Raw genomic sequence first — 17865 nt, 5'->3', positions numbered from 1 at the left:
AGTGAAAAAAGTTAAGTTTTCAACCGCCATACTATCCATTGTACTTTGTGCACTCACAGTCATTGCCTTAGTGCTGCTAATACCTGCTTATCAAGGATCTCAACGAGCATTGCTAGAAGAGATCAATCTTTCCCATTCCCGTAACCAAAAAGTTCTCCAGCAGTTCTTTGATAAATACCTAAAAGCGACTGCCCTTAATACCGAACAAATTAGCCAACGCGATATCCTAACGAACGGAATTGAAACACAAAACCACAAACACATTAACCAGTTTTTACAGCAGCAACTTGCAAGCCAGACCGGCGAGAGTATTCATGCATTTGTGCTAGAAACCCAAGAAGGCAATCACCTCGAGTTTATTAGTACCTCTCTATTAGGCATGCAACTCAACCTTAGCAAATTAACCAAAGAGTTTATCCCCTATCGTAGCTGGAAGGTACAAACATCGCCTCAGAACTCAGCTCTGTCCCAACAGCTCATGCGAATTACTTTCCCTATCATTAGTGATGATTTGGGTGAAGTCGTTGGAACGTTGCACGCATTTATCTTACTAAACGATCATTTCAAACTACTCAGTGAAATCCAAAGTTTAACTGGAGCAGAATCAGTTGCGTTATACTTTAACCAACAAGTCACATCGAGTTTAGCACTAACACCTAAGCTACAAACTGCTATCCTACAATCTAAACCAGAAACTCAGTTTGAGATATTCGAAGACGATAGAATCATCCACCACTACCAACTCTTTCTGAGCACACAACAACATTTAAAAGTTGTTACTACACTTCCAAACTCATCGATCTTAGCTTTAGAACTCGCGTATACAAAAGATTTGGGCATAGCGATAACAGCAGCACTAATAATCGGACTTTTAACTGTACTAGCAATTTCTCGCCTAACTAAAACATCGCTCATACGCTTAGTTCGATATGCTGAGGACATGGCAATCAATCGAGATGGCGAACCTTTTCAACCCGGCCACTTCCCTGAATTTAATTTGCTAGGAAAAACCTTAGAACATATGGTTGGCCAAATCAGTGAGCATGAGCAACAGCTCAACGGCATCATCACTAATACACCCAACATTATCTTTATAAAAGGGGCTGATCTGCGTTATCAAATGATCAGCCCAAATTACTATGACCTAATTAATGACTCCTCGGTAGAAGTCATTGGCAAAACAGATCATGAACTCTATAGCTCTCAGCATGCCGATACGCTCAGAAACAGTGATTTAGAAGTCATTCTGAAAAATAAACCGATACAAATCGAATACACTGGAACCAACGAGCTCGGCCGCCGCAATTACCTAAGCACTAAGTTTCCTCTATTTGATGAATCAGGAAGTGTCTATGCTATTGGCGGCATCGTAACTGATGTAACCGATCTCAAGGAAGCGCAAAGCCATATTCAACTTGCTGGACAAATTTTCGACCAAGCTGATGAAGCTATTTTAGTTATCGATACCCACCTCAAAATGGTTACCAGTAACAGTGCTTGTCATCATCTATGCGGTTCTGACGAGCTGACCATAAACCAATTTAGTCGTAGATTTTTTGCTGAGCATCCGGAAATCCGCCATAGCCTAAAACAGGATAAGCGCTGGCAAGGCGAAACCCAGATACGCAAAGCTAACGGCCAAGCCTTCCCTGCATGGTTGTCAGTTAGTAATTTATATACAGAAGATAATGAAGAACGTTTTGTACTGATCTTTTCTGATATCAGCGCAAAAAAAGAAGCAGAGACCCAACTTGAGAAACTATCTCACTATGACGGCCTGACTGGATTACCTAATCGCAGCCTGTTTTTCGATCGTTTAAATTCTGCCATTGCCCGCTCAAATCGAGAGAAGAGCCAAATAGGCTTACTGTTTATCAATATTGATCGCTTTAAAAACATCAATGACACATACGGTCATGCAGCAGGTGACGAATTACTTAAGGCTACAGCCAACCGTATTTCCGGTTTCATAAGACCTGACGACACCGTATCACGCTTAGGCGGTGACGAATTTGGTGTCATATTACAAAGCATTGATAACATCGACACGGTCAGCCATATCTCCCATAGAATTATCGAATCATTAAGAACACCGTTCCAGCTCGACAACTTCACAAGTAATGCACCGGTTAGTATCGGTATTTCCTTATACCCAGATGATGGTAAAGACGCGAAAGAGCTGCTTATAAATGCAGATACAGCGATGTATCACATGAAAGAAAAAGGCAGAAATGGCATTCTTTTTTATGACCAAGAAATAAACAAACAAGCCGAGGCACAAACCCGTTTGGAAGAAGACCTCAGGCTTGCCCTGCACAACCAAGATATCTTTGTAGTTTACCAACCACGCTTCCATATTAACGGAGAAGATATCCTGAGTGCAGAAGCACTAGCGCGCTGGAATCACCCTGAAAAAGGAATGATCCCTCCAGGGCAATTTATCCAACTCGCTGAGCAAACAGGTCTTATTGTCGAACTAGGAAGAGAGATTTTGAATCAAGCTTGCCACGCTGCGAAAGCTTGGAATATCAATCCAGGAAAGCCTATGCCGGTATCGGTCAACCTTTCAGCAAGGCAAATTTACGACCCAAATTTAATCGATGATATCAAAGGTGCCCTTATTGATAGCGACCTTGTACCGCATCTTCTAGAGCTTGAGATTACCGAAACACTGGCTATTGATGACCTAGACAAAGTTATCAACAAGCTCCAACAGATATGCGATCTCGGTGTCAGCTTATCCGTAGATGACTTTGGCACCGGTTACTCATCTCTAATCTATCTAAAACGCCTACCTGTGAGCACAGTTAAGATTGATCGTTCTTTTGTCACTGGTGTTCCGGGCGATACTGATGATGAAAATATCATTGCTGCGATCATTTCCATGTCCCACTCATTACAATTAAAAGTTGTCGCAGAAGGGGTCGAAACCGAAGAACAACTTGAGTTTTTAAAAACTCATAACTGCGATGAAATTCAAGGCTTTTTACTAGGGAGGCCTGGTAATAGCACTCCCCTTTTGGATTACGCAAAAAAATCCTAAGCTACTGATTAGATTGTAAATTAGTAATCTTAAAGCCCCTTCTACAAGAAACCATAGCTTTTTTCATAAAATCGTTTGCAGGTGGAATTAAGCCGTGGAAGAATACCGACCGCCAAGTCGGAACCCAATAAACTTACAATTTATATGTGTTTATTCATGCAAATGTCATTTTCGTGAATATACTAGTAACTATGTAGAGACATCTGCAGTGGTTCTGCAAGGAAGAATAAGTACTACTACGGGATGATAATCACCCCTATCCAGAGTAAACCGGAATTAAACTGGAGACAGATATGACCTCTTTTCATACAACAGATCGGGAACACGTTTATCCTGAAAATGTCCGCCTTATTTCTACAACTGATACTCGCGGAATCATTACCTACGCTAACCCAGAATTCTGCCAAGTTGCTGGATACTCTCAAGAAGAGCTTATAGGAAAGCCTCACTGCCTAGTTAGACACCCTGATATGCCTGCAGCTGCATTTGAAGATCTATGGAACCATATTAAAGATGACCAGCCTTGGATGGGAATGGTAAAAAACCGTTGTAAAAATGGTGACTATTACTGGGTTCAAGCTTATGTAATGCCGATTTATGACAACAACGGTACAAAAACAGGCTATCAATCAGTTCGCACTCGCCCAACCCAAGAGCAGATCCAACGTGCTGAACAAGTCTATGGCAAGATCCGTAAATCACCGCCTAAATCAGTTAAAACAACCAGTTTAGCTGCTCGTATTATGGGCATTGCCGGTTTAATGGGGGCAGGAGCCCTCGCTTTAAACTTCGCACCGATCTCAGAGCTATACCAGTCTATCGGGATGCTATCAGTTGTTGTTGCAGGGCTTTTTGCTCTATTTGTTAGCACTCGCGGCCTAAGAAAGATCTCATCTACCACGGACCAGATCTATAACAACCCATTAGCGCAATTAGTGATGACTGAGAATATGCATGAGCAAGGCTCTGTCGATCTAGCTACACGTATGATGCGTGCGCGTTTAAGAACAGTTATTGGTCGAGTCGAGGACAGTATAGAAACCCTTGGTGAGGTAATGAGCGAAACAGATGCCGCTATAAATCAAACAACCGCGGGTATTCAGCAGCAAAACAGCGAAAGCGATATGCTTGCCAGCGCAGCAACCCAAATGTCCGCTACTGCTCATGAAATCGCTCAAAATACCGCGCAAACCTCACAAGCGACTCAAAAAGCATCAGATCTTGCTAACAACGGTAAAGAAAACATCGACGTCATGCTAGATAGCATATCAGAGCTTGTAAGAGATGTAGAAAAAGCCTCTGAGTCATCAGATGAACTCAAACATCAGGCCTCTTCAATTGAGCAAATCGTTAATATCATTAACGATATCGCAGAACAGACCAATCTACTGGCACTCAATGCTGCCATTGAAGCTGCACGTGCCGGAGATCAAGGCCGAGGATTTGCTGTAGTTGCTGATGAAGTACGTACCCTCGCACAACGTACTCAAACCTCCACCAGCGAAATCCGTAACACGATTGAAGCAATTCAAAAGCAAGTTGCTGTCACTGCCGATACTATGCAACGTTGCTCCGAGCAAGCTCAAAAAGGAATACATTTAGCTAACGATGCAAGCCAATCATTTGACTCTGTATCTGAAGCAATGGTTGAAGTATCTGATCGCTGTATTCAAGTTGCCAGTGCATCCGAGCAACAAAGCTCAGTATCTGACGAGATCAACAACAATATTCTAAACATTCGTGATATTGCGAGCAGCAATATGACCGCCGCAGAGCAAACCAATAATGCCAGCAATAACCTGCATAAATTGGTAACTGACCTACGCTCTATGATGAAGACCTTTACGGTTTAAATCAGCATCTCAAAAAAAACACATAGACCCTATTTCTCTAGGGTCTATGACCTATCTACAGATTTGTTCCCCTATTACCACGATCAGATATAATGACAAGCTGTATAGACTCGTAGCCATTTCACATTTAATATTGATTATCATTAGCAAAATTACAACAGCCCACTAGGAATGAGCAAATCTAAAACCTTATGTAAGTTTAGTAAGAGCGATATAGAGCATTACTTCAAAGAGATTGCAAAACATACCCGCTCAAGTACTTACCTCTGTCGTAAATGTGCTCGCTCCGCTAATTGCAAAAAGTGGCTATGTAAGCCTGTTGCTATGTGACGTAACTAATTAGTAAGGATTTACCTATGCTCAGCCCAGCAATGCTTGAAAAGCTAAACGAACAGATCAATCTAGAATTCTTTTCATCCAACCTTTATCTACAAATGGGCGCTTGGGCCGAGTCTAAAGGGTACGAAGGGTGCGCCGAATTTCTTTATAAGCACGCTGACGAAGAGATGTCTCATATGAAGCGCCTTTTCACTTATGTGAATGAAACCGGTGCGATGGCGCTGATCGGTACTATCGAAGCTCCAGAAGCAAAGTTCGAATCAATCCGTGACCTATTCGAAAAAGTTTACGAACACGAATGCCTAGTTACCCGCAAAATAAACGAGTTAGCGCACACAGCTTTCACAAACCAAGACTACTCAACTTTTAGCTTCCTGCAGTGGTATGTTGCTGAACAGCATGAAGAAGAGAAGTTGTTTAATGGCATCCTAGATAAAATCAAAATCATTGGAGAAGATGGCAAAGGCTTATTCTTTATCGATAAGGAGATCGGTGAACTAGCTAAAAATGGTGATGGCGGCAGTATTATGGCCAGCACAGAAGAAGCCATCTAACCTTTATATTTCAAAAAGTTATATAAAAATCTTAAAAACGGGCAATAAATAGACAGAAAAACCTCATGTTTTTTATATTTTTTTACTAAAGAATATAATTTATTGCCCGATATTTAACCGAAAGTAGCCTCTCATGCCTAGCAAGGAGATATAGCGTGAACACTGATTGCAAGTATTGCTTTGAGTTAGTTAAAAAAGGGAAAGAACACCCGCAGCTAAAAACGGTTAGTGATTTAGGTAACTCTCAGATCTGCAAATGCGGCAACTGCGGTGCCATGTTAATGAGCACAGCAGATAATTGGGAGATCGTGATCAAGGGCTCAGTTGTTCGACATCACGAAAAACGCGCTAAAGAGACCAAAGAAAAGGTTGCTTAGTAGCACCCCAAACTAAATTTTACTTGGCAGCCTAGATAGTTACGCGTAGTTTTGTCATAGAAACTTAAACACGATTGGTTCCTATGCATTCACTTCGCCAGCTGATTGAACAAGATAATAATCACAACTTATTCGATCTACTTTCCAGTCTTTGCCAAGGCTCTATTGCCGTCGATGAAACAGCATCTATTCTGTGGATGAGCGATGCTTATCGCAAACTTGTCGCCATTCCAGAAGAGATCGATCCAATTGGCTGCAATGTAGAAGACCTAATCCCCACGACTCAACTTCCCCGAGTCATTAAAAGTGGGAAGCCCTCCTTTGTCGATCTTATGCAGATTAACAACCGCTGGTGTGTTGTTACGCGTCTCCCGATCAAAAATTCAGACAATAACATTATCGGCGCTATTGGCTTTATTTTTTACGATGACTTAGACAGTCTTCAACCACTGTTCGACAAATTTGCTCGCCTACAACGTAAATTTGAAGATGAGAAAATTATCCGTCCAAGCCGGTACGCTTTGGACGACATGATCGGTAATGCGCCCAAAACACAACAGCTTCGTCGCCAAGCACTAAGAGCATCGCAACTCGACACCACCTTGCTTTTATTAGGCGAAACTGGGACAGGAAAAGAGTTATTAGCACAAGGCATCCACCATGCTTCCACGCGTCGCAGCGGACCTTTTGTAGGCATTAACATGGGTGCGCTACCCGAATCGCTTGCCGAAGCAGAACTGTTTGGCACCGCTCCCGGTGCTTATACCGGCGCAGATAGAAAGGCACGTAAAGGCAAAGTCCAGCTAGCAGAAGGCGGCACTCTCTTTCTTGATGAAATTGCAGAGATGCCTCTCGCCATGCAGGCAAAACTACTTCGAGTACTTCAAGAAAGAGAGGTCGAAGCACTGGGCTCTAATCGCCTTGAAAAAGTAGATGTACGCATCATCGCAGCTACCGCAAAAGATCTACGCAGCCAAGTAGAGCAAGGCTTATTTCGTGAAGACCTTTACTATCGTTTAAACGTCTTGCCGATCAACCTACCGCCTCTAAGGGAGAGAATCCAAGATATCCCTCTACTATCTGAACACATGTTAAGCGAGATTCAGCGTCAATCGCAGCTACCGGAACTACCTCTGTCACGGTCAGCCCTAGATTGGCTACAAAGCTATAGCTGGCCTGGTAATATCCGTGAACTGCGAAATCGCCTAGAACGAGGCTGCGTTATGGCTGAAGGCTCTTCAATAGAAGCGGCTGATTTAGGTGCAAATGAAGAACAGCCCCATCAAAGAAACCCTTTAACGAATCTAAAAAGCTTTCGTAAAGAGCATGAGCGCTCAGCCATTGAAGAAGCGATACAGCAATGCAATGGCAATAAAACAGCTGCGGCTAAACTGCTAGGTATCTCTAGAGCAAGTCTTTACCAACGCCTAAGAGACGACAAAAACGTCTAAAAAACAAGACACACAAAACACATCGTCTATATAATTAGACACTTATCTGTATCCAGCCTGCAACAAAAACCTTCAACCCATTGTTTTTAAACAATATTCAAAACATGGCCCCTGCCTTGCAAAGTACAACTGAATTAAAAATAACAAGAATGGTATTCAGGATGTCTCAGAATAAGCTGATCTCAGCCGATCAAGCGGCAGCATTAATTCAATCAAATGACACCATAGTGACAGGTGGCTTTATCGGTATCGGCTTTGCTGAAACTCTCGCAAAAGCGATCGAAAAACGATTTATAGATCAGGGTACACCCAACAATCTCAGCCTTCTTTATGCGGCCGGCCAAGGCGATGCCCAAACTCGCGGCCTAAATCACTTTGCCCATGAAGGGATGATAAAACGCGTCATCGGCGGACATTGGGGATTAGCTCCCGCGCTCGGAAAAATGGCGATCGATAATAAAATTGAGGCATATAACCTTCCTCAAGGGGTGATCTGCCATATGTTCCGCGATATTGCTGCAGGTAAACCAGGCACGCTCACACGCGTAGGCTTACACACTTTCGTAGACCCTCGATTTGAAGGTGGCAAAGTAAACAACCGTACAGAAGAGCAACTGGTACAGCTACTTGATCTTAACGGTGAAGAAGCTCTTCTATATAAACACTGCCAACCCAACATTGCCCTGCTACGTGGCACAACAGCAGATAGTAAAGGCAATATATCCATGGAACGTGAAGCCCTGCCTTTAGATGCTTTAGCGATTGCGCAAGCTGTTAAAAACAACGGTGGCAAGGTACTAGTACAGGTTGAACGTGTTACTGCGCAGCATAACCTAACTCCAGATAGAATCCGCATCCCGGGCATTTTGGTCGATCATATCATTCAGGCACCTGCTGAAGACCATCCTCAAACATTTGCCGAATCCTATAACCCAGCCTACAGCGGCGAAATTACACTACCTGCTCAAGCAAGCAAGCCTGTTCCTTTAGACGCAAGAAAAGTCATTGCACGTCGCGCGTTAATGGAGCTTAAAAACAATGCTGTGGTTAACCTAGGCATTGGTATGCCAGAAACGGTTGCAGCCGTTGCAGCTGAAGAAGGAAAGATAGAAGATTTCACTCTAACCGTTGAACCTGGCGGTATCGGTGGCCAACCCGCTAGCGGACTCAGTTTTGGCGCAACAAGCAATGCTGAAGCAGTTGTAGACCAACCTGCTCAGTTTGACTTCTATGATGGTGGAGGTTTAGATCAAGCCTTTTTAGGTTTAGCTGAAACCTGCCCAGAAGGTCACGTTAACGTAAGTAAATTCGGCCCTAAGCTTGCTGGCGCAGGCGGATTTATTAACATTACTCAAAACACTAAAGATGTTTATTTCCTCGGCACATTCACTTCAGGCAAACAGCTTCTAGAAGTGCATGAACACGGCTTAAAAGTTATTGAGAATGGATCTCTTAAGAAATTTAAAAAGTCTGTTCAGCAAATAACATTTAATGGCAGTTACGCAATGCAATGCCAGCAACGAGTAACCTTTATCACTGAACGCGCGGTATTCAAACTCACTCCAAAAGGCCTTTTACTAACCGAGATTGCGCCAGGTATCGATCTGCAAAAGGATGTACTGGATCAGATGGAGTTCATGCCGTTAATTGATGATCACTTAACTCCGATGGATGAGCGCTTATTCCGTGAAAGTCCAATGCGCTTAAACCAACCTGGCAGCAGACCGATGCAACAGATGCGAAGTTTGATGCGCAAAGTTCTACAAAGCACAGAATTACCGAGCTCTCCGTCGAGACTGGTAACACCCCCCTTAGGTTAAGGAAAGCCTATTTTTCCATCCACTGCTAACTACCGGTATCGGCGTATATGTCGTTTGTGCAACGTCATTGTGCAGCGTCGAGGTAGCGAGGCAGAGAAGAGTAGCTCAAGCGCTTTCCAGACCGTTGCTATTGAATGGGCACACTGCAATTGCCTTTGACTGTGTTCCTAAGCAGCGAACTAGCTAGCGCCCCTGCTCTTCGGATGTTTTTTTATTCCACCAAACTTAATAAATATAGGAATAGCAATGTACGACATGCAATATGATGCGTTAGATCTTATCCACAGCGGCATGACATTAGATCAGTTTAAGACAATGTTAGATAGCATCGACGTGAAAATCATTTTACAAGAAGAATTAGAAAAGTTGATTCTTAACGAGCAACAATGCTTTGTTCCTGAGGTTGTTGACGGTATCGTAGTTGGCGGAGAATATATAAAAGCAGCTTAACTACATAGCTAAATTACATGGATGTAGTTTTTATTCTCATAAATTCGCATTTTTTGCTATTCCCCCTAATACTGCCTAGGACACTCTAAACAGTCACAATAAAGGCGTCTGCCATGAAAAGACTGACATTAATCCGCCACGCAAAATCCAGCTGGAAAGATCCCACCCTTGATGACTTTGATCGCCCCCTCAATAAGCGAGGCCTGCGTGACCTTCCCAAGATGGCTGAACGATTAGATGAGTCCGGCATCATGCCAGAACTCATTTTAACAAGCGACGCAAACAGAGCATTCACTACCGCCTCTGAGATTCAACGGCAGCTCCAGTTAGAACCGGAACAACTGCAAACGCATCCAGAGTTGTATGCATCTTGCGCCAAAACATTGATGTACCTTTTGCAAAACCAATCAGATCACCTGAGCAACATCATGCTTATCGGCCATAATCCAGCGCTACACCAACTAGCTGATATGCTTACTCAGAGCCACTTAGAAAAGTTTCCAACAGCTGCGGTTCTTCATATGCACCTCAGCATCACTCAATGGCATGAATTAGCAGCGGGCTGCGCCACCAGCATTTTATTCGATTACCCGAAAAAGCATGCTTCAACTACCGCCTAAGCAACTATGGTAAACTGCACGCTTTATTCCAGAGTGAGTGCCTGTGGATCTTTACCTTTCATCGCTCAGTTTTACTGCGAGTATCACTGCCCCTATTTTTTTTATAGGCTTCCTAGGCTACCTACTAAAACGTGTAGGGCTGATTGATGATGCCTTTATAAATACAGCATCAAAGCTGGTATTTATGATCACCCTGCCAGCCTTGGTCTTTATGTCTATCTCAAGGACAGACTTTCACGCAGTCTTTAATCCGGAACAACTGGGTTTTGTCTTAATAGGCACTCTGATCAGCTTTATCGCTCTTTGGTTTCTTGCTAAGCGCTGGATCAAACAACCAGAAGACTTAGGCGTTTTTATACAAGGTGCGTTTCGGAGTAATTACGGCATTATTGGTTTAGCTGTGAGCTATAACCTGTTTTCTGATTCCGGTTTAGCTCAAGCATCCCTATTACTGGCACTCGTGATTCCTCTATTTAACGTCCTTTCAATCATTGCATTAACTCTGCCAGCCAAACATCAAGGTGGCGCAAGTATCGGCAAAACCATATTAGAGATCGTAAAAAACCCATTGATCATTGCGGTATTGCTGGCACTTCCGTTTTCTTACTTCGGTTTCCAGCTTCCCGAAATTGCACAAAAAACGGGGCGTTACTTCGCCAATCTAACCCTACCTTTAGCCCTATTGGCTATAGGCGGCTCATTGAACATGAAGAGCTTACGTAGCACTTCTTCACAAGCCACTTGGGCGACCTTATCAAAGCTACTTTTTATCCCTCTGATATTAACACTCGCTGCATGGGCATACGGCTTCAAAGGCCAAGACTTAACCATGCTAATGGTTCTATTTGGATGTCCGACAGCTGCTGCCAGTTTTGTTATGGCTAAAGCGATGGGAGGAAATGAGAAACTAGCGGCGAATATCATCTTGATGACGACCATAGGCTCTATCCTCAGCCTATCGGCGGGCATCTATATCATGCGCGTTACAGGTGTAATTTAAGCTTCAGTACATTCTGTATGCTTAAGGTAGGTTTGTAAGCTAATTTGATCTGTAGTTTCAAAATGACGGGACAATTGCGTAAGCGACTGGATACGATCCAATCTGAACATACGAAAATCATCGCGCAGCTCACACCAAGCAACAAAAGTCCAAACAGCCCCCCAATACACTAAACCTAAAGGCCAAACTTCACGCTCGGACTGTTGTTTATCTTCTCGTTGATAACCGATCGAGATCACAAACCGATTCTTGATCGCGACTCTGATCTGGTCACTATATTGGGTCGTCCATTTTCGATGTAGCCCAGGAACAACAAACCATTCGGGGCCTTCAATATATTTATAGTAAAGTTCAGTCGGCAAAACCGCTTTAACTTTATCTAATACTCGGGATGCAGATTGACCCAGATGCTGATCACTACAGCCCTGCACTAAACGCACACCAAGCAATAGTGCTTCGAGTTCTTCTTCATCAAACATCAAAGGTGGCAGATTAAATTCTGGGCGTAGGCGATAGCCTACACCCGCTTCACCTTCAATAGGCACACCAGAAAGCGAAAGCGCCTGTATATCTCGGTAGATAGTTCTCTCAGAGACTTCCAACACCTCAGCTAAAGCGCTGGCCGTTAAAGCTGTTCGGCGGCCGCGCAAAAGCGTTAATAATTGAAATAAGCGTTCCGCTTTCCTCATCAGTAATTTAGCTCCCTAAGCCCCTTCGCAAATCATCGCTTCAGTTTGTACTTCCATATGACGCATATGGCAACTCTCCATATCAATAAGACCACACAGCGACTGGCCTTCATCAGATTGCATAAATGCATCGCCCGCCGCTTTAGCTGTCGGCATATCCTGCCAATAAGCCAAATCGTGCAGTAAGCCATATTCATCTTCGCTCACTGAACGATACAGAAAGCCTTCCTGCTGTTTTAACCACTCATTAACCTTGTCATGAGTCGATGCAAAGTCAGCTTTATTCACGCCTGATTTCAGATTGTAAGTTACCATTTCCACGACGGTTGTTGTCATTGTTATTCTCCTTAATCCAATTCTTAAATATGACAACAGGGATGCTAAACTAGGCCTACTGACAGCGTAGTGTCAGTAGAGTTTTATTAAATGGGGATAAAGATGTTTAAGTTATTCAAAAGCGATCGATTAGCAAAAGCTTTTAAGGCGATCGATGCCGATGATCTGGCCAAACTACAAAAACATCTTCAAAAACTCGAACCTGAAGAAATCAATCAGCCAGTCTCCGATGATACTGTGCCTTTAGCTGAAGTCTGCATTCTTAAAAAAGCCCCAAAAGCGTTAAAGCTGGTATTAAACTTCGGCGCTAACCCAGACCAAACAAGCCACACCGATAAGACCCTAACACTTTCAGAGCTGTCACTTAGACAAGAAAAAAGCCTGCCCTTACTAACAGCACTTTATACTGCTGGTGCCAAAACAGATCCGACACCATTGATGCAACAATGCTTTGACCACTGTTCCGAACAAGAACTCATGCTGCATCTATCCGTCTTGCTCCAATATGGCGGAGAGCTTGATGACGAACTTGTTCATAAAGCCTTAGCTAGCGATCAGTTACCGCTTATCCACTTTATTATAAATTCTGGCGCATGTTGTCCGGACGATATCGACCAACATAATTATTCAGAAGAGATTCTAAACTATGCGAAAAAATGTTGGGATGATCAGAGAATTAGAGCGATGTTCCTGTCTGATAGATAATGAAGTTACACGCCTCAATCCATGCTCAAGGCATTTTGAAAACTCCATTCTTCCTAATTCGGGCTAGACGTTAAAACTTGAGGGAGTTTTAATTGATAGGCTAGGTATATCGATCTTAGGGCAGCGATTGACCACAACCTTAAGACCTGCAACTTCAGCGCGTTTCTGTGCGTCTAGGCTATAAACCCCTAACTGTAACCAAACCGCCTTAGCTCCGATTTGAATGGCTTCGTCGATAACCTCTCCAGCCTGATCGCTGCGGCGAAATACATCGATCATATCAACCGTCTTATCGATATCAGCTAAAGAGGCTACAACATGCTCGCCGTGCAGTGTTTCACCTGCAAGTACAGGATTAACTGGGATCACGTCGTAACCGCATGTTTTTAGAAAAGCCATCACGCGAAAGCTCGCACGCACAGGCTTATTGCTCGCACCTACTACAGCGATAGTACGAACACTTTCTAAAACATCGATAGATAACTGATCATCAGTCATGACTATCACCTTCGGAATGCATGCCTTTACAAACACTACACTCTGGGTCTTTACGCAATTTAAGTGTGCGCCAATCCATCGTTTTCGCGTCTAAAAGCAGTAAACGACCTGCTAAGCTCTCGCCAACCGAAGCCAAAACTTTTAAAGCTTCTAATGCTTGAACTGATCCGATGATACCGACTAGAGGCGACAGTACACCGGATTCAGAGCAAGTAAGCGCTTCATCACTTCCCTCTTTATAGAGGCATTGGTAGCAAGGTGATTCTGGATTTAGAGGATCATAAACTGCCACCTGGCCTTCCATACGGATAGCAGCACCTGAGACCAATGGTTTCTTGTGCATAAAGCAGGCACGATTAATCGAAAATCGAGTACTAAAGTTATCAGTACAATCAACCACAAGGTCAACGGTTGCAACTAAACGCTGCAAAGCTTCATCGTCTAAACGCTCATACAACGCTTTAACTCGAGTATCAGGATTTAAACCAGCAATGGTATTTCGAGCTGAATCCACTTTAGGCGCACCAATACGCTTAGTGTTATGAGCAATCTGACGCTGTAGATTGGAAAGCTCGACCTCGTCATCATCCACTAGGATTAGCTCGCCTATACCTGCCGCAGCTAGGTACATAGCAACAGGACTACCCAAACCACCTAGACCGATGATCAAAACTGTCGAATTTAACCAGATCTCCTGCCCATTGATATCGACATCAGGCAACATAATTTGGCGGCTGTAGCGTAATAGCTGCTCATCACTCAGCATTGACTTCTCCTTTAGCGCAGGTGTCACCTGGCCATAATGCAAAGGTTACTCGCTCATTATCGCCATAATCACGCTGAGTACCTATTTCTGTATACCCTAAACTCTCCAGCAAGGCGCGGCAAACTGGACCTTGGTCATAACCATGTTCAAATAACAGATGACCACCAGGAACAAGGTAACTTCGAGCCTGCTCACAAATATGCCTGATATCCGCCATACCATGATCTTCAGCTGTGAGCGCCGAAAGCGGCTCAAACCGGACATCGCCTTGCTCTAGATGCGGGTCTTCCGGATCGATATAAGGGGGATTACTTACGATCATATCGTAATGACCATGGTGGGGCTCAAACCAACTTCCCTGTATGACTTCTACGTTTTCAAGCTGCAAACGGGCTCGATTTCGCTCGGCTAACTGCGCTGCCTCCGGCACAAAGTCTGATGCAACCACAGTCCATTCTGGATTTTCATAAGCCAAGGCTAAAGCTATCGCTCCGGTTCCCGTGCCCAAATCAGTAATGCGCGCTTGTTTTTTGGTGCATAACTGCAAAGCCTTTTCGACCACCACTTCGGTATCGGGGCGAGGAATCAAGGTATGAGGGGACACTTCCAAGTCAAAATCCCAAAACCCTCGCATACCGATAATATGCGCAACAGGCTCACCTTTGAGGCGCCGATCAATCATCACTTTTAATTGCTCGAAAATGTTTGGATCTAACTCTTTTTCAGGCCAAGTAAATAGATAGCTGCCTGGTTTATCGAGCAGATGGCATAACATCAACTCAACATCTAATTGAGCCGACTCACTGATACCAGTGAGCTGATTACTTAGTTTTACGGCTTGCTTAATCTGCATAGAGATTTAATACATATCAAAAAGGGCCATTCAGGCCCTTTGATTAACTTTCTTCGGAGAGCGCCCCAAGCTGTTCCGCTTGGTGCTCGTTTAAGAGCGGCTCAACGACGTGTTGCAGCTCACCACCAATAATCTCCTGCAGCTTATATAGCGTTAGATTGATACGGTGATCAGTTACACGACCTTGTGGATAATTATAGGTACGGATACGTTCAGAACGATCACCACTACCCACTAGGCTTTTACGCGTACTTGCCATTTCGGCTGCCTGACGTTCGTCTTCTGCAGCCTGTAGACGAGATGCTAGAAGTGACATCGCCTTAGCACGGTTTTTATGCTGTGAACGCTCTTCCTGACACTCAACTACCACGCCCGTAGGAATATGGGTCAATCGAATAGCTGAATCAGTTTTGTTGACGTGCTGACCGCCGGCACCTGATGCACGGAAGGTATCTACACGAAGATCAGCTTTATTGATCTCTATCTCAGCGGACTCATCCATCTCTGCCATAATCGCGACGGTACAAGCAGACGTATGAACACGGCCTTGAGACTCGGTTTCAGGAACACGTTGTACACGATGAGCACCGGATTCGAATTTCAGCTTCGAATACACATCGGTACCAACGATACGAGAGATAACCTCTTTATAGCCGCCATGGTCACCTTCGTTAACGCTGATAACCTCTACACGCCAGCCTTGTACTTCTGCGAAACGAGAGTACATACGGAAAAGGTCACCAGCGAAAATAGCCGCTTCATCGCCACCGGTTCCGGCACGTACTTCCAAGAAGACGTTGCGAGAATCATTTGGATCTTTAGGTAATAAAAGAATCTGCAGTTCAGCTTCAAGATTTTCGATACGCTCTTTAACGGCAGGATATTCCTCTTTTGCCATCTCTCGCATATCAGGATCACTGTCAGCCATCATCATCTCGGCTTCTTCAAGATCATCCTGTGCTTGATTAAAAGCAGCAAACGCCTGTACTACAGGCTCTAGTTCGGAGTATTCCTTAGAATAATCACGAAACTTATCCTGATCTGAGATAATTTCTGGATCAGACATTAGAGCTGCAAGCTCTTCGTATCGATCGCTAAGCTTTTCCAGCTTACTTAGAATAGATTCTTTCATTATTTCTCATTCTTAGCATGTTCACCCAATTGGTGAAGCTCTTGCACCAAGTCCAGTAATTCGCTTCGCCCTTCAGCGCTTGCTTTACGCATTTGAATTGTAGGATGGTGCAGCATTTTATTCGTCAGGCTACGCGCTAACATGGTTAACACTTCTTCAGCTGGTTTACCATTCTCCAACTGTTTTAACGCTCGGCCTAATTCTTGATCACGCAAACTTTCTGCCTGACCACGGAAAGCAGTTAATACATCAACCGCTTCTAGTGAACGCAACTGACGCATAAATTCATGCGCGCCAGTCTCTATAATTTCTTCTGCTTGCCTAGCAGCATCTTCACGGCTACGTTGGTTCTCTTCGATGACCTCTTTAAGGTCATCGACCGTATACAAATAAACATCATCCAGTTCCGCAACTTGCGCCTCTATGTCACGCGGAACGGCTATATCAACCATAAAGATAGGGCGGTGTTTACGTTGCTTAAGCGCGGATTCAACAGCACCTTTACCTAGAATAGGCAACTGGCTGGCAGTAGAAGCAATCACTATATCAGCCTCGGCAAGCGCATTTGGAATATCACCCAACAAGATCGCTTTACCATCAAACTCATCAGCTAGAGCCAAAGCGCGGTTAAGAGTACGGTTAGCCACCGTGATATCTTTAACGCCAGCATTCGCTAAGTGACGCGCTACCAACTCGATCGTTTCACCTGCACCTATCAGTAACGCTTTGCTTTCGCGCATATCCGAGAAAATATGCTGAGCAAGGCTTACCGCTGCATAAGCAACTGAAACCGGGTTTTCACCAATCGCTGTATCAGTACGAACCTGTTTCGCTACAGAGAAGGTCTGCTGGAATAAGCGACCTAGCTCAGCACCTACATGGCCATTTTCTTGGGAAAGGCTGTATGCTGACTTCAACTGACCTAGTATCTGAGGCTCGCCCAAGACTAAAGAGTCCAAACCACTCGCCACACGCATCATATGACGCGCAGCATCCTCACCCCAGAATGCATAAGAACATTGCTGCAATTCATCAGGATCTAAATCGTGGTATTTGCCTAGCCATTCCAACAGGGCTCTCGACCCTTCTATGGCAGAAGAGCAATACAGCTCTGTTCGGTTACAAGTCGATAGGATGGCAATCTCTTTCAGATCAGCAAACTCAGCAGCACCATTCATCGCTTCAGCAAGCAGCTCAGGAGCAAACGCCACGCGTTCACGAACCTCCACTGAAGCCGTTTTGTGATTGATGCCTAATGCAAGTAACGCCATGCGATCCGCCATACCAAAAAATCTACCGTCGTGCAGACGGCACTACAAATCAACTGAAGCTGATCTAAATCAGCGCGCTATGATACAACGCTTTGCGACAAAGGTTAA

The 17865-nt window shown here is 44.1% G+C and carries 17 protein-coding genes; 10 read left to right on the top strand and 7 right to left on the bottom strand.

Annotated elements, in window-relative coordinates; all coding sequences use genetic code 11:
- Position 1: 1 nt before the first annotated feature.
- From ACMXYO_RS02455 to ACMXYO_RS02415, 9 genes are all read left to right on the top strand, one after another.
- Positions 2-3043, top strand: coding sequence for an EAL domain-containing protein (locus ACMXYO_RS02455; RefSeq protein ID WP_415886866.1), 3042 nt, complete (start codon positions 2-4; stop codon positions 3041-3043).
- Between the two features lie 293 nt (positions 3044-3336).
- Positions 3337-4896: a PAS domain-containing methyl-accepting chemotaxis protein gene (locus ACMXYO_RS02450; RefSeq protein ID WP_415886865.1), complete on the top strand. Its 1560-nt coding sequence runs from the start codon at positions 3337-3339 to the stop codon at positions 4894-4896.
- A gap of 356 nt (positions 4897-5252) precedes the next feature.
- Positions 5253-5789, top strand: coding sequence for a non-heme ferritin (gene ftnA / locus ACMXYO_RS02445; RefSeq protein ID WP_415886863.1), 537 nt, complete (start codon positions 5253-5255; stop codon positions 5787-5789).
- A 155-nt stretch (positions 5790-5944) separates the two neighbouring features.
- On the top strand, positions 5945-6166 hold the full coding sequence (locus ACMXYO_RS02440) for a hypothetical protein (protein ID WP_415886862.1): 222 nt from the start codon (positions 5945-5947) through the stop codon (positions 6164-6166).
- 83 nt (positions 6167-6249) lie between these two features.
- Complete coding sequence (locus tag ACMXYO_RS02435; RefSeq protein ID WP_415886861.1) at positions 6250-7617, top strand: sigma-54 interaction domain-containing protein; 1368 nt, start codon at positions 6250-6252, stop codon at positions 7615-7617.
- A gap of 161 nt (positions 7618-7778) precedes the next feature.
- Positions 7779-9437: an acyl CoA:acetate/3-ketoacid CoA transferase gene (locus ACMXYO_RS02430; protein ID WP_415886860.1), complete on the top strand. Its 1659-nt coding sequence runs from the start codon at positions 7779-7781 to the stop codon at positions 9435-9437.
- A 246-nt stretch (positions 9438-9683) separates the two neighbouring features.
- Complete coding sequence (locus tag ACMXYO_RS02425) at positions 9684-9887, top strand: hypothetical protein (RefSeq protein ID WP_415886859.1); 204 nt, start codon at positions 9684-9686, stop codon at positions 9885-9887.
- A 113-nt stretch (positions 9888-10000) separates the two neighbouring features.
- Positions 10001-10507, top strand: coding sequence for a SixA phosphatase family protein (locus ACMXYO_RS02420; RefSeq protein ID WP_415886857.1), 507 nt, complete (start codon positions 10001-10003; stop codon positions 10505-10507).
- 43 nt (positions 10508-10550) lie between these two features.
- Positions 10551-11507: an AEC family transporter gene (locus ACMXYO_RS02415; protein WP_415886856.1), complete on the top strand. Its 957-nt coding sequence runs from the start codon at positions 10551-10553 to the stop codon at positions 11505-11507.
- Here ACMXYO_RS02415 and ACMXYO_RS02410 read toward each other — a convergent pair.
- Both ACMXYO_RS02410 and ACMXYO_RS02405 read right to left on the bottom strand, forming a co-directional pair.
- Positions 11504-12196 carry a helix-turn-helix transcriptional regulator gene (locus ACMXYO_RS02410; RefSeq protein ID WP_415886854.1) on the bottom strand — a complete coding sequence of 231 codons (693 nt, stop codon included), beginning with the start codon at positions 12194-12196 and terminating at the stop codon, positions 11504-11506. The genes ACMXYO_RS02415 and ACMXYO_RS02410 overlap by 4 nt on opposite strands.
- A 15-nt stretch (positions 12197-12211) precedes the next feature.
- Positions 12212-12532, bottom strand: a complete 321-nt coding sequence (locus ACMXYO_RS02405; RefSeq protein WP_415886853.1) for a hypothetical protein — start codon at positions 12530-12532, stop codon at positions 12212-12214.
- A gap of 102 nt (positions 12533-12634) precedes the next feature.
- Here ACMXYO_RS02405 and ACMXYO_RS02400 point away from each other — a divergent pair, with 102 nt between their 5' ends.
- Positions 12635-13237 carry a hypothetical protein gene (locus ACMXYO_RS02400; protein WP_415886851.1) on the top strand — a complete coding sequence of 201 codons (603 nt, stop codon included), beginning with the start codon at positions 12635-12637 and terminating at the stop codon, positions 13235-13237.
- A 63-nt stretch (positions 13238-13300) separates the two neighbouring features.
- On the opposite strand, the gene ACMXYO_RS02395 is transcribed toward ACMXYO_RS02400, so the two are convergent.
- The 5 genes from ACMXYO_RS02395 to hemA are packed head-to-tail and all read right to left on the bottom strand — an operon-like array spanning position 13301 to position 17757.
- Positions 13301-13735: a CoA-binding protein gene (locus tag ACMXYO_RS02395; RefSeq protein ID WP_415886849.1), complete on the bottom strand. Its 435-nt coding sequence runs from the start codon at positions 13733-13735 to the stop codon at positions 13301-13303.
- The gene (locus ACMXYO_RS02390; protein ID WP_415886848.1) at positions 13728-14501 is read right to left on the bottom strand and encodes a HesA/MoeB/ThiF family protein; all 774 of its coding nucleotides are present in this window, start codon (positions 14499-14501) and stop codon (positions 13728-13730) included. Before ACMXYO_RS02390 ends, ACMXYO_RS02395 begins: the two co-directional genes overlap by 8 nt.
- Positions 14491-15354 (bottom strand): peptide chain release factor N(5)-glutamine methyltransferase, encoded by an 864-nt coding sequence (gene prmC / locus ACMXYO_RS02385; RefSeq protein ID WP_415886847.1) that lies wholly within the window; start codon positions 15352-15354, stop codon positions 14491-14493. Before prmC ends, ACMXYO_RS02390 begins: the two co-directional genes overlap by 11 nt.
- Positions 15355-15397: 43 nt before the next feature.
- A complete protein-coding gene (prfA, locus tag ACMXYO_RS02380; RefSeq protein ID WP_415883379.1) occupies positions 15398-16486 on the bottom strand; it encodes a peptide chain release factor 1 in 1089 nt (362 codons plus the stop codon).
- A complete protein-coding gene (hemA, locus tag ACMXYO_RS02375) occupies positions 16486-17757 on the bottom strand; it encodes a glutamyl-tRNA reductase (RefSeq protein ID WP_415883378.1) in 1272 nt (423 codons plus the stop codon). The genes prfA and hemA overlap by 1 nt, the downstream gene beginning before the upstream one ends.
- Between the last annotated feature and the right edge of the window lie 108 nt (positions 17758-17865).

Source organism: Neptuniibacter sp. QD37_6, from assembly GCF_047778085.1.
Classification (GTDB): Bacteria; Pseudomonadota; Gammaproteobacteria; order Pseudomonadales; family Balneatricaceae; genus Neptuniibacter.
The sequence above is the reverse complement of the archived record's forward strand: the minus strand, read 5'-3'. Positions and strand labels throughout refer to the sequence as shown.